Origin of the sequence: Nocardia inohanensis NBRC 100128, from assembly GCF_001612945.1 — a bacterium.
Lineage (GTDB): Bacteria > Actinomycetota > Actinomycetes > Mycobacteriales > Mycobacteriaceae > Nocardia > Nocardia inohanensis.
This window is the reverse complement of record NZ_BDBK01000003.1, coordinates 105,937-122,661: the sequence shown is the minus strand read 5'-3', so window position 1 is coordinate 122,661 and position 16,725 is coordinate 105,937. Positions and strand designations below refer to the sequence as shown.

The window sequence follows — 16,725 nt, the reverse complement described above, 5'->3', positions numbered from 1 at the left end:
CGCAGCCACGCCGTCCGAAGCGATCGCCACCTCGTCGGGGCTGCTCCCCTCCGCGGGGGTATCGCCGGCTTTGCGCGGTGCCCGGCCGTCGACTTCGCGCGGTTCGTTCTTACGACGCCCGCGTGATGCATTCAGCACGGTATCGTCGCCCGGTGGGGATGTTCCGGCGTGGTGCTCGGAGCCGGTTCGATCATCGGCCGCGCCCGCGAATTCGGCTAGCGCGGTGGCCAATTCGACCGGAGCGCGACCGGTTCCAGGGCCACCGGGCCGTGTGGGATTCGCGCGGTGCTGTTCCACCGCTTGTCCGGCCACGCGGACGAATTCGCCCAGGGCCGCGCCCAGTTCGGCGGGGCGGCCCAGGGAGTCGCCGTGCCAGAAGGGGAGGCGGCCGGGGAGACCGAAGGCGGGGGTGACCAGGACTCGGTCGAAGGTGATCTCTTCGATGCGCCAGCTGGTGGCGCCGAGGGCGAAGACGTCGCCGACGCGGGATTCGTAGACCATCTCCTCGTCGAGTTCGCCTACCCGGGAGGCTTTTTCGCCGACCATGAAAACGGGGAAGAGACCGCGGTCGGGGATGGCGCCGCCGGAGGTGACGGCCAGGCGCTGGGCGCCGGGGCGGCCGGTGAGCGAGCCGGCGTCGCGGTCCCAGACGATGCGGGGGCGCAGTTCGGCGAATTCGTCGGAGGGGTAGCGGCCGGCCAGCAGATCCAGGACGGATTCGTAGGCGGAGCGGGGGAGGGCCGCGTAACTGCCGGTGGCGCGGACGGTTTCGAACCAGGCGTCGGCGTCGATGGGTTCCAGGGCGCAGGCGGCGACGGTCTGCTGGGCGAGGATGTCGAGGGGGTGGGCCGGAACCTGGAGTTCCTCGATCTGGCCGGTGGTCATGCGCTGGGAGGCGACGGCGCAGTGGATGACGTCGGTGCGATGCTTGGGGAAGATGACGCCGCGCGAGATCTCGCCGACCTGATGCCCGGCGCGGCCGACCCGTTGCAGGCCGCTGGCTACCGAAGGCGGGGCCTCCACCTGCACGACCAGCTCGACCGCACCCATATCGATGCCGAGTTCGAGGCTGGAGGTGGCGACCACGCAGCGCAGCCGCCCGCTCTTGAGATCGTCCTCGATCAGCGCGCGCTGCTCCTTGCTCACCGACCCGTGGTGGGCGCGCGCCAAAAGCGTTGTCGCACCGTGGATCACCTCGGTGGCGGCGCCCAGCTGCGCGGGCGGCGCGTGCTCGGTCTCCACCGTTTCGCCGATGCGGGCCGCGTACGCCTCGTTCAAACGCGCCGTCAGCCGTTCGGCCAGCCGCCGCGAGTTCGCGAACACGATCGACGACCGGTGCTCGAGCACCAGATCCACGATCGCCTCGTCCACGTGCGGCCAGATCGACCCGGGCTGGTCCGAATCCTCGGCTCCCGCATCGGGTTCGGTCATATCGGCGACCGGCACCCGCACCGACAGATCGAAGGTCTTGGGCGCGGGCGGCGCCACGATGGTGATGGGCGCGCCCCCGACCAGGAACCGCCCCACCTCCTGCGGCGGCCGCACCGTGGCCGAGAGCCCGATCCGCTGGGCGGGCCGAGCGAAACCGGCGGCGGCGCGCAGCGCATCCATCCGCGCCAGGGAAAGTGCCAGGTGCGCACCGCGTTTCGACCCCGCGATGGCATGCACCTCGTCCACGATCACGGTCTGCACCGCATCGAGCGTCTCCCGCGCCGCCGAGGTCAGCATCAGGAACAGCGATTCCGGCGTGGTGATCAGAATGTCCGGCGGCGTCCGCTGCATGCCGCGCCGGTCCGCCGCGCTGGTGTCCCCGGACCGCACCCCGACCCGGATCTCCGGTGCGTCCACCCCGAGGCGTTTCGCGGTCTGGGTGACACCCACCAGCGGCGCGCGCAGATTCCGCTCCACATCGACCGCGAGGGCCTTCAACGGCGAGATGTAGAGCACCGACGTCTTCCGCGGCCCTTCGACCGGCTCCCGAGTCGCCAGCTGATCGATCGCCCAGAGGAACGCCGACAGTGTCTTGCCCGATCCGGTCGGAGCGACCACCAGGGTGTGCTGCCCCGCCGCGATCGACTCCCAGGCCCCCAATTGCGCGGCCGTCGGCGCGGGAAACGCGCCCTCGAACCATGCTCGGGTGGCGGGGGAGAACCGATCCATGTTCCCCAGTCTGCACCCGCCCACCGACACGATCGCCGATCCCCGCCGCCCGGTACCGCACCCATGTCCGATTTCCGGAGTCGATCGAGGTAGCGCGGGGAACCGACTGTCCGGATTGCGGGCCGCATAGGTACCGCGACCCACCCCGCGCGCCCCCCGATCGGGAATCCGAGGTTTGGCCCGTGCGACCTCGGGGCATCAATGCTGAGGCGGTGCGGGGCATCGCCGGCAGCGCCGGGGCGAAACGAGGGGGCCCCGTGCGCCCCCGAGCGAAGGACGGGCAATCGGAATACGCCCGCCCACGCCGCGCGTACGCTTCCAACCGTGCAGAAGGTGCTACGACTCGACTTGGTCAGTCACGGAATGACCGAGGCGATGCGCAAAGCACGATTCCCGGTCGACGAACCACTGACCGAGGCCGGCCGCCGCGCCGTCTCCGCCATCGGCCGCCTGAACGCCGCCCGCGTCCTCACCGCCCCCGAACGCCGGACCGTGGAGACCGCGGCGCTGATGGGGTTGATGGGCGAGGAGGACGACCGACTACGCGATCTCGATGCCGGCGCCTGGCGCGGCGGGGAGCTCATGTCGGTGCCCAAGGAGGATCTCTACCTCTGGCTCACCGACCCCACCTATCGCGGCCACGGTGGTGAGGCCGTGGTCGACGTCATCGAGCGCACCGGGGAATGGCTGGCCGATATCGCCGTCGCGGGCGAACCGACCATCGCCATCACCCATCCGGCGGTGATCCGCGCGGCCCTGCTGGTCACCTTGGATTCCCCGGCTAAATCCTTCTGGCGCATAGACATTCCCCCGGTCAGCGTCACCCGCCTGCACTATCGAGGGGAATGGACCCTGCACTTCCGAGCCTGAGCACACTCGTGACCTTTTGAGATACCGGCGGTATTTGAACACTATGCGGGAGCCGCCGCAGCCGGTAGTGTTCGAAACTATGAGTAACAGGAACGGGTCACATCGACGTGGCCTGGCGATCGGCTGCGGGGGCACGGTCGGCGCGGCGTGGATCGTCGCGGCACTGGCCGCCACCTGCGAGGTACTGAACTGGGACCCGCGCACCGCCGACGTCATGATCGGCACCTCCGCCGGGGCCGAAATGCTGACCATGCTGGGCAGCGGCATCGGCGTCGACGAACTGGTCGACATGCAGCGCGGCACCACCACCAACCCGGTGCTCGCCGCGCATATGCGTTCGGAGCCCGGCCGTTTCCCGCCGCTGCCCCGCCCGCGCCTGCTCGCCCCGGCCCGCGCCGCCCGATCCCTGCTCGCCCGCCCCGGCAACGGCCACGCCCTGCTCACCGCGGGCAGCGGCCTGCTGCCGCAGGGCAGCGGCGATCCGGCCTGGCTGCAACGGCTGGCCGACCGGCTGAACCCGAACCGCCGCTGGGTCGAACACCCCGCCACCTGGCTGGTCGCCATGGACGATGCCACCGGCGAGCGCGTCGCCTTCGGTTCGCCGTCGGCTCCGGACGCGAGTATCGGTGCGGCACTGCGGGCTTCGTGGGCGGTCCCGGGCTGGTTCCCCTCGGTCTCCATCGACGGCCGCGACTTCATCGACGGCGGCGCGGCCTCCACGGCCTCGGTGGATCTGCTCATCCCCGCCGACTTGGACGAGGTCGTGGTCATCGCCCCGATGGCGTCCACCGGCCGCGTTCCCGCCCCCAGCGCCGGTCATTTCGCCGAGCGGCAACTGCGAAACCGCATGAGCGAGAAGCTCGATGCCGAGATCGCCCTGCTGCGCGCCACCGGGGTCAAAGTACTGCGCCTGGACGCCACCGCCGAGGATCTCGCCGTCATGGGCCCCAACTTCATGGACGGCCGCCGCCGCCTCGCCACCTTCGAACACAGTCTGATCAGCGTCCGCAAACAGCTGGAGCAGGGAGCCTTCGCGTGAGCGTCCTCGGAAACAACTATCCCGCAATCGATCTGCGCGGCGCGCGGGTGCTCATCACCGGCGCGGGGCGCGGCATCGGGCAGTCGACGGCGGAACTGTTCGCGAGCAAGGGCGCGCAGGTCGCGATCGCCGACGTGGACATCGCGGCCGGGCAGGCCGCGGCGGCGGCGTTGGGCGCCAAGGCTTTCGAGCTCGACGTCCGCGATCGCGGCCGGTGGGACAAGGTGGTCGCCGACCTCGGCCGGATCGACATCCTGGTCAACAATGCCGGCGTCATGCCCGCGGGACCCTTCCTCGAGGAGCCCGACGCCACCGGCCACACCACCATGGACGTCAATGTCTGGGGCCTCATCCACGGCATGCGCGCCGTCGTGCCCGGCATGATCGACCGTGGCAAGGGGCATGTCGTCAATGTGGCGTCGCTGGCGGGCAAGATCCCGATCGCGGGCCTGGCCGTCTACAACGCCAGCAAATTCGCCGCTGTCGGCCTGTCTGCGGCAACGCGCCTGGAGTTCGCCGAGCACGGCGTCAGCGTCAGTTGCGTCATGCCCTCGGCCGTCCGCACTCGCCTGTCCTCGGGCCTGAAGCTCGGCAGCGGCCTGCCCACCGTCGATCCCGAGGATGTGGCAGCTGCCATCGTGCAGACCGTGCGCACCCGCCGGGCCGAGGTGGCCGTCCCCAACTATCTCGCTCCGGTGGAGGTCGCGTTGGCCGCCGCCCCCGAACCGGCGGTGCGCCTGGTCCGCCGCCTGTTCAACGGTGACCGCGCCCTGCATCCCTCGGACGAGTCCACCCGCGCGCAGTACGAGGAGCAGATCCGCTCCATCACCGTCGACAAGCGCGACTGACCCGGATCCGGCCCCGGCCGAAATCGGTTGGGGCCGACCGGGTTTGCCGCTGGCGGCATCGCTCCATTACTCGAACCGAATGCCCTGTGCCAGTGGCAGTTCGGTGGAGTAGTTGACGGTGTTGGTGGCGCGGCGCATGTAGGACTTCCAGGAATCGGAGCCGGATTCGCGCCCGCCGCCGGTCTGCTTCTCGCCGCCGAACGCGCCGCCGATCTCCGCGCCCGAGGTGCCGATATTGACATTGGCGATACCGCAGTCCGAGCCGTCGGCCGCCAGGAAACGTTCGGCCTCGCGCTGGTTCTGGGTGAAGACGGCCGACGAAAGTCCCTGCGGGACAGCGTTGTGCGTGGCGATGGCGGCGTCGAAGTCCTGGTAGGTGAGCACGTACAGGATCGGGGCGAAGGTCTCCTCGCGCACCACCGCGGTCTGTGCGGGCATGCGCACGATGGCGGGGCGGACGTAGAACGCGTCCTCGCCGAAGCCGTCGACCCGCTCACCGCCGCAGATCAATTCACCGCCGTCGGCCTGGGCGCGCTCGAGCGCATCCCGCATGGCCAGGTACGACCGCTCGTTGATCAGCGGCCCGACCAGCACGCCGTCCTCCAATGGATTGCCCACGCGCAGTTGGCGATACGCCGAGGCGACGCGGTCCAGCAGCGGCCCGACCACATCGGTGTGCACGATGAGCCGCCGCAGCGTGGTGCAGCGCTGCCCCGCCGTGCCCGCCGCCGCGAAGACGATGCCCCGCGCCGCGAGATCCAGGTCGGCGGAAGGGGTCACGATCGCGCCGTTATTGCCGCCCAGCTCCAGCAGGCACCGCCCGAACCGCGCCGCCACCCGGGGTGCGACGAGGCCGCCCATCCGCACCGATCCGGTGGCGCTGACCAATGCCACCCGCGCATCGTCGACCAGCCGCTCGCCGACCTCCGCCCCGCCTTGAATCAATTGGTGCACTTCGGGATCCGCGCCCACGTCGCGGGCGGCCCGCTGCAACAGGGAATGGCAGGCCACCGCCGTCAACGGCGTCGCATCCGACGGCTTCCACACCACGGTGTCGCCACAGACCAAGGCCAGCGCGGTATTCCACGCCCACACCGCGACCGGGAAGTTGAAGGCCGAGATCACCCCCACCACCCCGAGCGGATGCCAGGTCTCCATGAGCCGGTGGCCCGGGCGCTCGGACGGCATGGTCTTGCCGTACAGCTGCCGCGACAGCCCGATGGCGAATTCGCAGATATCGATCATTTCCTGCACTTCGCCGAGCGCTTCCGGTCCGATCTTGCCCGCTTCCAGGGTGACCAGTTCGCCTAGTTCCGCCTTGTGCGCGACGAGCAGTTCCGCGAGCCTGCGAATCACGGCGGCCCGCTGCGGCGCGGGCACGGTGCGCCAGCTCCGGAAAGCCTCGGCCGCCCGCGCGATCGCGGCATCCACCTCGGCGAGTGAGCTCGGTCGCAGGCTCGCGATCTCGCCGCCGGAGATCGGTGTGCGCACAGGCATTTCGCCCGGTTCGGGAATTTCCGCTCCCAGCAGGCGCAGCAGCGCGGCGGTGCGGTCGCGCAGCTCACGCGAGGTGAGGTCGGTCGGTGCGAGAGTCATAACATGCTCCAGGATGGGTTCCGGCCACGAGTTCTCTTTGCTGCGTTAGCCTTCGCTGATGGCGGATACACCGGCGAAACCCGTACTCGACGACATCGATCGACTGCTGATCCGTGAGCTGATTGCCGATGGTCGCGCCACGTTGTCGAATCTGGCCGAGAAGGCCAACCTTTCGGTGTCCGCGGTGCAGTCGCGGGTGCGCCGATTGGAGGCTCGGGGCGTGATTCGCGGCTATACGGCCAATGTAGACCCCGAGGCGCTGGGGCAGATGCTGTCCGCATTCGTCGCGATCACTCCTCTCGACCCGTCGCAGCCCGACGACGCACCCGCGCTGCTACAGCACATTCCGGGCATCGAGGCCTGCCATTCGGTCGCCGGGGACGAGAGCTACGTGCTGCTGGTGCGGGTGGCGTCCCCCCGGCACCTGGAGCAGCTGTTGCAAGAGATCCGCGCGACGGCAAATGTCCGGACTCGAAGCACGATCATTTTGCAGACATTCTATGACAAGTAGGCAACTTCCGTAATCTTTCCTGCCTTTTCGGGCGTGCCCGTAAAAATTCATTTACGCTGGGCGGCGTGACGCTCGAAGTCGATCGGCTCGGGGCGGTTGCCGAAACGCCACTGATCACCCCCGCCCGGGTGCATGACATCCTGTCCGCGAGCATTCTCGCGGACGGTTTCGATCTGGTGCTCGACCTGCGCAAATCACGCGGCCGCCGGCTGGTGGACGCGCGGGACGGCACCCCCTACCTGGACATGTTCGGGTTCTTCGCCTCCTCGGCGCTGGGCATGAACCATCCGGCGCTGGCCGGGGACCGTAGGTTCCTATCGAGCCTGACCGCCGCGGCGCTGAACAAACCCAGCAACTCCGACGTCTACACCGTCGAAATGGCGCGCTTCATAGAGACTTTCGCGCGCGTCCTCGGTGATCCGCGGCTACCGCACCTGTTCTTCATCGACGGCGGCGGACTCGCGGTGGAGAACGCGCTCAAGGCGGCCTTCGACTGGAAGTCCCGGCACAACGAGATGCACGGACGCCCAAGCGAACTCGGCACCAAGGTGCTGCACCTGACCGGTGCGTTCCACGGCCGCACCGGGTACACGCTCTCGCTCACCAATACCGATCCGGTGAAGACCGCGCGCTTCCCCAAGTTCGATTGGCCGCGCATCGACACGCCGTATGTCGGGCCGGACCATCCGGATATCGAAGCGGCCGAACGCCGCGCCCTCGACCAGATCGAGCGCGCCTTCGCCGAAAACCCCTACGACATAGCATGTTTCATCGCCGAGCCGATTCAGGGCGAAGGCGGCGACCGGCACCTGCGGCCGGAGTTCCTGCGGGCCGTCCAGCAGCTGTGCCACGCCAACGACGCGCTGTTCATCCTCGACGAGGTGCAGACCGGCGTCGGCATGACCGGCACCATGTGGGCCTATCAACAGCTCGACGTGCAACCGGACGTGGTCGCCTTCGGTAAGAAGACACAGGTCTGCGGCATCATGGCGGGCGGCCGGGTGGATGAGGTGCCCGACAACGTCTTTCACGTCAGCTCGCGGCTGAACTCCACCTGGGGCGGCAACCTGACCGATATGGTCCGCGCCCGCCGCGTCTTCGAGGTGATCGAGCACGAGCACCTGGTGGATCGGGCACGCATTCTCGGACCGCACCTGCTGCAACGGCTGACCGAGGTGGCCGAGCGGCATCCCGAAGTGAGCGATCCGCGCGGCCGCGGCCTGATGTGCGCCCTCACCCTCGAATCCGCGCGACTGCGCGACAGCGTGGTGACGGCACTGCGCGAGCAGGAGCGTGTGCTGCTGCTCGGCACGGGGGAGCGGGGCATCCGCTTCCGCCCGCCGCTCACGGTAACCACGGCGGAACTGGACGAGGCCGTGGATGCGCTGGAGCGCGTATTGCCCTGAGCCACAAGGCGGTCGGTTCATGTCCGAGTCGCCCGGTTGGCGCCCGTCGAGGCATTCGCCGGAACCGCGTGCCGCCGGGCGACACTCCGTGAACCCGCCGCCGAATCCCATGTGCGCACCTAAAGTTCGAGCACATGTCAGCTCCCCGCCATGCCGGTCTGACACGGTGCGTCGCGTGATCGCGCACCGTGCTCGTCCGGTCCTGCTCTGCTCCCTACTGCTGCTGGCCGGTTGCTCGGGCAGTAATGCGGGCACCGTGGACAGCCCGACCACGGCCGCGCCCGCCAGCACTTCCGCCGCTGCCGCCACCACCGAACCACCCGCGCTGCTGCCCGGCATGCCGCCGCCGCTCTCACCCACCGACGTCTACGCGGGTGCCCGCGAACTCAGCCCCGCCGTCGCCGATCACCTGCCGCGCGTCTACGTGCCCAACAGCGAGTCCCACACCATCACCGTCATCGACCAGGCCACCTTCGAGGTCGTCGACAACTACCCGGCCGGCGGTCACGAACCGCAGCACGTCGTACCCGCCTACGACATGCAGATGCTCTACGCCAACAACGATCTGCCCATCGGCAGCGGCAGCCTGCTGCCCATCGATCCGCGCACCGGCAAAGCGGGCGAACCGATTCCGGTCCGCGACCCGTACAACATGTACTTCACCCCCGACGGCAAATACGCGCTCGTGGTCGCCGAGGCCGATCGCTCGCTCGACCTCTACGACCCGCACAGCTGGCAGAAGCTGAACGCCATCGCCGTCCCCGATTGCGGCGGCGTCAACCACATGGACTTCACCGCCGACGGCCGGTTCGCGCTCACCAGTTGCGAATTCAGCGGGCGGATGGCGGTCGTGGACATCGCGAACCTGGCCCTGGTGCGCATGATCGACCTGCCCGGCGGGCGCAACGGCAAGCCGCAGGACGTGAAGCTCTCACCCGACGGCCGCACCTTCTACGTCGCCGACATGGTCGCCAACGGCATCTACGTCTTCGATGCCGCGACCTTCGACAACACCGGCTTCCTGGAGACCGGGCACGGCACCCACGGCCTGTACATCACCCGCGACTCCAAGCAGATGCTCATCACCAACCGGCACGAGGGCAGCATCTCGGTCTGGGACTTCGCCGCGAATCAGCTGGTGCGCAAATGGCAGCTCCCCGGCGGCGGCAGCCCCGATATGGGCAATCTCTCCGCCGACGGCCGCGTGTTCTGGGTCTCGGGCCGCTACCACGGCGAGGTCTACGCCATCGACATCGTCGAGTGGAAACTCTTGGCCCGCATCAAGGTCGGCAAGGGTGCGCACGGCCTGACCGTGTGGCCGCAGCCCGGCCGATACTCCACCGGCCATACCGGCGTCATGCGCTGAAGGCTCCAAGGATGTGCCCGGCATTTTGGAACACGCGTGATTTCCGCCCCAATTCCTGCCTCTACCAGGGCGTTTTAACTGGCAGGCAGTCAATAACCATACCCGCCAGTAGCCCCTACGGGATTACAAAGGGGCTCTGGTACTGGTTACACTCCCCGTCATGACGAGTGTCCAGCAGCAGCCTTCGCCGGGGTCGGCGGGCGCCCCTGATATCCACACCACCGCCGGCAAGCTGGCTGACCTGCGCAATCGGCTGGATGAAGCCAAGCACCCGATGGGTGAGGCCGCGGTCGACAAGGTGCACGCCAAGGGCAAGATGACCGCGCGCGAGCGCATTCTCGCCCTGCTGGACGAGGGTTCCTTCGTCGAGCTCGACGCGCTGGCACGGCATCGCAGCGTGAATTTCGGCCTGGAGAACCAGCGTCCGCTCGGCGACGGCGTGGTGACCGGTTACGGCACCATCGACGGCCGCGACGTCTGCATCTTCTCCCAGGACGTCACCGTCTTCGGCGGCTCGCTCGGCGAGGTCTACGGCGAGAAGATCGTCAAGGTGATGGACCTGGCGCTCAAGACCGGTCGTCCGCTGGTCGGCATCAACGAGGGCGCCGGCGCGCGCATCCAGGAAGGCGTTGTCTCCCTGGGTCTTTACGGTGAGATCTTCCACCGGAACATTCAGGCTTCCGGCGTGATCCCGCAGATCTCGCTGATCATGGGCCCGGCCGCGGGTGGCCACGTCTACTCGCCCGCCCTGACCGACTTCGTGGTCATGGTCGACCAGACCTCGCAGATGTTCGTCACCGGCCCCGACGTGATCAAGACCGTCACCGGTGAAGAAGTGACCATGGAGGAGCTGGGCGGCGCCCACACCCACATGGTGAAGTCCGGTGTCGCGCACTACGTCGCCTCCGGCGAGCAGGACGCCCTGGACTACGTCCGCGATCTGCTGTCCTACCTGCCCAGCAACAACCGCGCCGAGGCCCCGCGCTTCCCGGCCACCGCCGCCGCGGGCGCCATCGAGGAGAACCTCACCGAGGCCGACCTCGAGCTGGACACCATCGTCCCGGACTCGCCGAACCAGCCCTACGACATGCACGAGGTCATCAAGCGCCTGGTGGATGACGAGGAGTTCCTGGAGGTGCAGGCCGAGCGCGCGATGAACATCATCATCGGCTACGCCCGCATCGACGGCCGCAGCGTCGGCTTCGTGGCCAACCAGCCCTCGCAGTTCGCGGGCTGCCTGGATATCGACGCCTCGGAGAAGGCCGCGCGCTTCGTGCGCACCTGCGACGCCTTCAATATCCCGATCATCACCCTGGTGGATGTGCCGGGCTTCCTGCCGGGCACCGGCCAGGAGTACAACGGCATCATCCGCCGCGGCGCGAAGCTGCTCTATGCCTACGGTGAGGCCACTGTGGGCAAGATCACAATCATTACTCGCAAGGCTTACGGCGGCGCGTACGACGTCATGGGTTCCAAGCACATGGGCGCGGATGTGAACCTGGCGTGGCCGACGGCTCAGATCGCCGTCATGGGTGCATCCGGAGCGGTCGGTTTCGTCTACCGCAAGCAGTTGCAGACCGCCGCCGCCGAGGGCAACGATGTCGACGCCCTGCGCCTCGAGCTGCAGAACGAGTACGAGGACACCCTCGTGAACCCGTACGTGGCGGCCGAGCGCGGCTACGTCGACGCCGTCATCCCGCCCTCGCACACCCGCGGCCAGATCGTCTCGGCGCTGCGGCTGCTGGAGCGGAAGATGGTCTCGCTGCCGCCCAAGAAGCACGGCAACATTCCGCTCTGAATCGGCGATAAGCGCGGTATGAGGCGCACACTGTCCAGTAGGACAAGTGTCTCGTACCGCGCACGAACGCCTCATCCGAGCAAAGATGGTGAAGGAATGGCTCTCGTTTCCGAGGGCCGGAACGAATACCGTTTGCGGGCCTGGGAAGATCTTCCGGCCGCGAATAACCGCCCCGGCGGTGATTGGACAGGAGGACTGGCGCTGTGACGACCATGGCTGACGAAGAGGTACTGCGCGCCGCCGAGTTGGATCTAGCGGTCGACGAACTGGACGCGGTCGAGGCCGCCGTCGTCGTCGAATCCACCGAACCGTCGAGCAACGGACCGGTCATCGAGGTACTCAAGGGCAATCCCAGCGATGTCGAACTCGCCGCGCTGGTCGCCGTGTTCGCCGCCGCCTCGGCGAGCGCCGGCAACGGCACGGCCGACAACGGCCCGGCCGATATGTGGGGCCGCCCCACCCTGCTGCACCGCGGCTCCGCCCCGTTCTCCCCGTACGCCTTCCCGGCGCTGTCGCACCTGCGCGACTGACGGGCGTGACGGTCTTCGTACTGGGGTCCCAGTCCCCGGCACGGCTCGGTGTGCTGCGCAACGCGGGCATCGAGCCGGTGGTCCGGGTATCGAATGTCGATGAAGACGCGGTGGCCGCGGCACTGCCCGCGGGTACCGCGCCCGAGCAGATCGTGATCGAGCTGGCTCGGGCCAAGGCGCGGGATGTGGCGGCGACCATCTTCGCCGCAGGTTCCGAGGCCGCCGAATTCCCCGATTCCATTGTGGTGGGCTGCGATTCGATGCTGCTCGTGGACGGGGTGCTGCAAGGCAAACCGCACACCGCCGAGGTGGCTCGCGCGCGCTGGGCCGAAATGGCCGGGCGCAGTGCGGATCTGCTGACCGGGCATTCGGTGCTGCGGATTCGCGACGGCGCGATCGTCGGCGAATCGGCCGATTGCAGCTCCACCACAGTGCATTTCGCCAAACCCGAGCCCGCCGAACTCGATGCCTATATCGCGTCGGAGGAGCCGCTCCAGGTGGCCGGCGCCTTCACCCTCGATGGCCGGGGCGGCTGGTTCGTGGATCGCATCGACGGTGATCCGTCGAGCGTGATCGGTATCGGGCTACCGCTGGTTCGTCGACTGCTTGCCGAGGTGGGCGTCGGCATTGCGGAATTGTGGGTCCCCGTTCCGTAATTGCGGATCGGTATTGCGCAGTTGCGGCGCAACGCGATTGGTCGCGGTCGCCAGCCGCGGTTCGCCGTTCTCGGTGGCCGGCGTGGTCGGGGTGGCCTGTTCCGCGTTCGCCTGAGCTTCGGCCGGACGCGCTTTCAGCAGTTCCAGCCGGGCCACGCACAATTCGGGCTCCACGAAGGGGTGCAGGCGCACGCTCACCTCGTCGCGAGCGCCGTTGCGGTCCAATACTTCTCGCATCAGTCCCAGGTGTACGCCGCAGACCACTTCGGAGTGGGTGCGGGCGAGTTCCCGCAGCGGGCACGCGGTCATGCGGATCATGACCTGTTCCTCGGTCTCGGTGGCGTGATCGCGTTCGGGCGCGAATCCGAGTTCGGACATCAGGGTGATGGTGAGATCTTTCGCGTCTTCCAGCGATTCCACCGGCTGGTCGACGGATTCCATTTTCGCGCCCCAGACCCGGCCCGCGGTGACGGCGGCTTCGGAGCGGCGACGCGGATCACTGCCGAGCTGGTCGGCGAGAACCTGTGCCAATTCCTGATAACCGACGGATCGCTGAACAGCGGTATATCCGATGCGCGGGCGGCCTCTGCCGCGCGGTGGCTGCTGGAATTGGCGGACCAGGGATTCCTTGGTGAGCACATCCAAATGGAAACGGACGGTAGTCACATGTTGGCCGGTGACGCGCGCCAGTTCTTGCGCGTCGAGAGGCTCGCTGGCGCCGCGTAGGATCGCGAGCAGTCGTCGTCGCGGCCAAGAATCGGACATAGCTCACCCCTCCTCTCGGGAGACTTTATCGGATGAAGCTGCGCTTAATTCGCCCAATCATCCGATTCGTGATCTGAAACGAGTTTCGTTACCGCCATCTGCCTACGATCGGTGTTGAGATTCGAACCGCTGAAAGCCATCCCAGTCCACCCAACCACGCGCTAAGGACCACACCGTGCCCGTCGCTCCGGATCCACACCACTCATTCGGCTCCTACGCACATCCTGAACGACTAGTAACCACGGAGTGGCTGTCGGCAAACATCGGCGCGCCGGGTCTCAAGATCATCGAGTCCAACGAAGACATATTGCTATACGACATCGGTCATGTCCCCGGCGCCATCAAGATCGATTGGCGAACCGAGTTGATCGATCCTCGCACCCGCGACGTAGTGGATGGGGCGCGGTTCGCAGAACTCATGCGTGTCAAGGGGGTCGGACGCGACGACACGGTGGTCATCTACGGCGATAAATCCAATGGCACCGCCGCCGCTACGCTCTGGGTTTTCGAACTCTTCGGCCACCCCGACGTCCGGCTGCTGGACGGCGGGCGCGACGCCTGGATCTCCGAGGCCCGCGACACCACCTTCGAAGTGCCGTCCGCCGGACTCGGCGAGTACCCGACCGTCGATCGCGACGACAAGACCGCCCGGGCGTTCCGTGGGGACGTGGTGGCGCACCTGGGTCGTCCGCTCATCGACGCTCGCGCATTCGACGAGTACACCGGCGAACTCGTGGTCCTCGATCGCCCCGAGGAACAGGCGCTGCGCGCCGGTCACATTCCCACCGCCGTCAATGTTCCCTGGACCTCCTCGGTCGGCGCCGACGCCCGCTTCCGCCCCCGCGCCGAACTGGATGTCATCTACGGCGGCGTCTCCGAAGGCATCGCCCCGCTGGTCTACTCGCGCATCGGCGAACGCTCCGCGCTGACCTGGTTCGTCCTCACCTATCTGCTGGGCGTGACCGGGGTGCGTAACTATGACGGCTCCTGGACCGAATGGTCCAATGCGGTCGGCGCTCCGATCGTCACGGGTGCCGAACCCGGGCCGATTCCCGATAGCGTGCGTTCCTAGGATTTGTCCCAAGGGTTTCGGGGCCGGCCCGTGAGCTCTCCCGCTTTCGAGGTTTCAGGGGCTTGACCCTGAGAGGCTACGAGAGTTGTAGAGTGCCCTCGGTCACTTCCGGGTGCTACCGATGGGTAGCCCTATCCCCGTTCGGCGGTTGTTGGCAGACTGCCTACACTGCCCAAGACGAAGTTTTCAGAGCACAGGAGGCTCAGTGCCCAACCATGCCAACGCGCAGATCACAAAGGTCCTCGTAGCCAACCGAGGCGAGATCGCCGTGCGCGTGATCCGGGCCGCCAAGGATGCCGGCATCGCCAGCGTCGCCGTGTATGCGGAGCCGGATGCCGATGCCCCGTTCGTGAAGCTCGCCGACGAGGCGTTCGCGCTGGGCGGCCAGACCTCGGCCGAGTCGTACCTGGTCTTCGACAAGATCCTCGATGCCGCCGCCAAGGCCGGCGCCGACGCGATCCACCCCGGCTACGGGTTCCTTTCCGAGAACGCCGATTTCGCGCAGGCCGTGATCGACGCGGGCCTGATCTGGATCGGCCCCTCGCCGCAGTCCATTCGCGATCTGGGCGACAAGGTCACCGCCCGCCACATCGCCGAGCGCGCGCAGGCGCCGATGGCCGCGGGCACCAAGGACCCGGTCAAGAACGCCGACGAGGTCGTCGCGTTCGCCAAGGAGTACGGCGTTCCGGTGGCCATCAAGGCCGCGTTCGGTGGTGGCGGTCGCGGCATGAAGGTCGCGCACACCATCGAGGAGATCCCGGAGCTGTTCGAGTCCGCCACCCGTGAGGCCATTGCCGCCTTCGGTCGCGGCGAATGCTTCGTGGAGCAGTACCTGGACAAGGCCCGCCACGTCGAGGCGCAGGTAATCGCCGACAAGCACGGCAACGTGGTGGTCGCCGGCACCCGCGACTGCTCGTTGCAGCGTCGTTTCCAGAAGCTGGTCGAGGAAGCCCCCGCCCCGTTCCTCTCGGACGAGGTGCGCGCCAAGATCCATGAGTCGGCCAAGCGCATCTGCAAGGAAGCCGGTTACTACGGCGCCGGCACCGTCGAATACCTGGTGCAGGGCGAGACCGTGTCCTTCCTCGAGGTGAACACCCGCCTCCAGGTCGAGCACCCGGTCACCGAGGAGACCGCCGGAATCGACCTGGTGCGCCAGCAGTTCCGCATCGCCGAGGGCCACGAGCTCTCCATCAAGGAGGACCCGACCCCGCGCGGCCACTCCTTCGAATTCCGGATCAACGGTGAGGACGCCGGCCGCGGCTTCCTGCCCGCCCCCGGCCCGGTCGTCGTCTACAAGGAGCCCGCGGGCCCCGGCGTGCGCGTCGACTCCGGCGTGGTCGCGGGTTCGGTCATCGGCGGCCAGTTCGACTCCATGCTCTCCAAGCTGATCGTCACCGGCGAGAACCGCGACCAGGCGCTCCAGCGCGCCGCCCGCGCCCTGGCCGAGTACCAGATCGAGGGCCTGGCCACGGTCATCCCGTTCCACCGCCACATCGTCGAGAACCCCGCGTTCATCGGTGACGGCACCAAGTTCGAGGTCTACACCAAGTGGATCGAGAACGAGTGGGACAACACCATCGAGCCCTACACCGGTGGCCAGCCCATCGAGGACGAGGACGAGGCGCCCCGCCAGAAGGTAGTCGTCGAGGTCGGCGGCCGCCGCCTCGAGGTCTCGCTCCCCGGCCAGTTCTCGGTCGGCGCCGGTGCCGCTCCCGCCAACGGTGCGGGCGTCGTCCGCAAGAAGCCGAAGCCGCGCAAGCGTGGCGGCGGCGCCGGCGGCGCTGCCTCCGGTGACGCCGTGACCGCCCCCATGCAGGGCACCGTCGTCAAGGTGGCCGTCGAAGAGGGTCAGACCGTCGAAGCCGGCGACCTGGTCGTCGTCCTCGAGGCCATGAAGATGGAGAACCCGGTCACCGCCCACAAGGCCGGCGTCATCACCGGTCTCGCGGTGGAGGCCGGCGCGGCCATCACCCAGGGCACCGTGCTCGCCGAGATCAAGTAAGGCACAGCGCTTTCGGGCGGGCCGCTCACTTCGGTGAGCGGCCCGTTTCGTTTTCGGGCACCCCGAGAAATCCCTTACGTCCGCAGGCGTGCGTCGCGGTACGCAT

13 protein-coding genes and 1 pseudogene are annotated in these 16,725 nt (G+C 67.9%); 11 read left to right on the top strand and 3 right to left on the bottom strand.

Annotation, left to right across the window (positions count from 1 at the left end; translation table 11 throughout):
• Window positions 1-312 precede the first annotated feature (312 nt).
• Window positions 313-2,160, bottom strand: a pseudogene (locus NI1_RS40240) (DEAD/DEAH box helicase); the annotation flags it as partial.
• Window positions 2,161-2,484: 324 nt separating this feature from the next.
• On the opposite strand from NI1_RS40240, the gene NI1_RS11930 reads away from it, so the two are divergent.
• The 3 genes from NI1_RS11930 (at window position 2,485) to NI1_RS11920 (ending at window position 4,917) form a co-directional block, all read left to right on the top strand.
• Window positions 2,485-3,030: a histidine phosphatase family protein gene (locus NI1_RS11930; protein ID WP_067818540.1), complete on the top strand. Its 546-nt coding sequence runs from the start codon at window positions 2,485-2,487 to the stop codon at window positions 3,028-3,030.
• Between the two features lie 79 nt (window positions 3,031-3,109).
• Window positions 3,110-4,069 (top strand): patatin-like phospholipase family protein, encoded by a 960-nt coding sequence (locus tag NI1_RS11925; RefSeq protein WP_067818537.1) that lies wholly within the window; start codon window positions 3,110-3,112, stop codon window positions 4,067-4,069.
• Complete coding sequence (locus tag NI1_RS11920) at window positions 4,066-4,917, top strand: SDR family oxidoreductase (protein WP_067818534.1); 852 nt, start codon at window positions 4,066-4,068, stop codon at window positions 4,915-4,917. Before NI1_RS11925 ends, NI1_RS11920 begins: the two co-directional genes overlap by 4 nt.
• 66 nt (window positions 4,918-4,983) lie before the next feature.
• Here NI1_RS11920 and amaB read toward each other — a convergent pair whose 3' ends face one another.
• Window positions 4,984-6,513 carry an L-piperidine-6-carboxylate dehydrogenase gene (gene amaB / locus NI1_RS11915; RefSeq protein ID WP_067818530.1) on the bottom strand — a complete coding sequence of 510 codons (1,530 nt, stop codon included), beginning with the start codon at window positions 6,511-6,513 and terminating at the stop codon, window positions 4,984-4,986.
• A 58-nt stretch (window positions 6,514-6,571) separates the two neighbouring features.
• Between amaB and NI1_RS11910 the strand changes: the two genes are divergently transcribed.
• The 6 genes from NI1_RS11910 to NI1_RS11885 all read left to right on the top strand — a co-directional run bounded on the left by NI1_RS11910 (window position 6,572) and on the right by NI1_RS11885 (window position 12,780).
• On the top strand, window positions 6,572-7,024 hold the full coding sequence (locus NI1_RS11910) for an Lrp/AsnC family transcriptional regulator (protein ID WP_067818527.1): 453 nt from the start codon (window positions 6,572-6,574) through the stop codon (window positions 7,022-7,024).
• A 65-nt stretch (window positions 7,025-7,089) separates the two neighbouring features.
• Window positions 7,090-8,430: an L-lysine 6-transaminase gene (lat, locus tag NI1_RS11905; protein WP_084523036.1), complete on the top strand. Its 1,341-nt coding sequence runs from the start codon at window positions 7,090-7,092 to the stop codon at window positions 8,428-8,430.
• Window positions 8,431-8,605: 175 nt separating this feature from the next.
• Window positions 8,606-9,796 (top strand): YVTN family beta-propeller repeat protein, encoded by a 1,191-nt coding sequence (locus NI1_RS11900; RefSeq protein WP_067818524.1) that lies wholly within the window; start codon window positions 8,606-8,608, stop codon window positions 9,794-9,796.
• A 160-nt stretch (window positions 9,797-9,956) separates the two neighbouring features.
• Window positions 9,957-11,594: an acyl-CoA carboxylase subunit beta gene (locus tag NI1_RS11895; RefSeq protein ID WP_067818521.1), complete on the top strand. Its 1,638-nt coding sequence runs from the start codon at window positions 9,957-9,959 to the stop codon at window positions 11,592-11,594.
• A gap of 212 nt (window positions 11,595-11,806) precedes the next feature.
• Entirely contained in the window at window positions 11,807-12,124 is a 318-nt protein-coding gene (locus NI1_RS11890; protein WP_369690132.1) for an acyl-CoA carboxylase subunit epsilon, read from the top strand.
• A 5-nt stretch (window positions 12,125-12,129) separates the two neighbouring features.
• Window positions 12,130-12,780 (top strand): Maf family protein, encoded by a 651-nt coding sequence (locus NI1_RS11885; protein WP_067818515.1) that lies wholly within the window; start codon window positions 12,130-12,132, stop codon window positions 12,778-12,780.
• On the opposite strand, the gene NI1_RS11880 is transcribed toward NI1_RS11885, so the two are convergent.
• The gene (locus NI1_RS11880; RefSeq protein ID WP_245663179.1) at window positions 12,709-13,545 is read right to left on the bottom strand and encodes a helix-turn-helix transcriptional regulator; all 837 of its coding nucleotides are present in this window, start codon (window positions 13,543-13,545) and stop codon (window positions 12,709-12,711) included. The genes NI1_RS11885 and NI1_RS11880 overlap by 72 nt on opposite strands.
• 175 nt (window positions 13,546-13,720) lie before the next feature.
• Between NI1_RS11880 and NI1_RS11875 the strand changes: the two genes are divergently transcribed.
• Together NI1_RS11875 and NI1_RS11870 are read left to right on the top strand one after the other, a co-directional pair.
• A complete protein-coding gene (locus NI1_RS11875; protein ID WP_067818512.1) occupies window positions 13,721-14,617 on the top strand; it encodes a sulfurtransferase in 897 nt (298 codons plus the stop codon).
• A gap of 205 nt (window positions 14,618-14,822) precedes the next feature.
• A complete protein-coding gene (locus NI1_RS11870) occupies window positions 14,823-16,619 on the top strand; it encodes an ATP-binding protein (protein WP_067818509.1) in 1,797 nt (598 codons plus the stop codon).
• Window positions 16,620-16,725 lie beyond the last annotated feature (106 nt).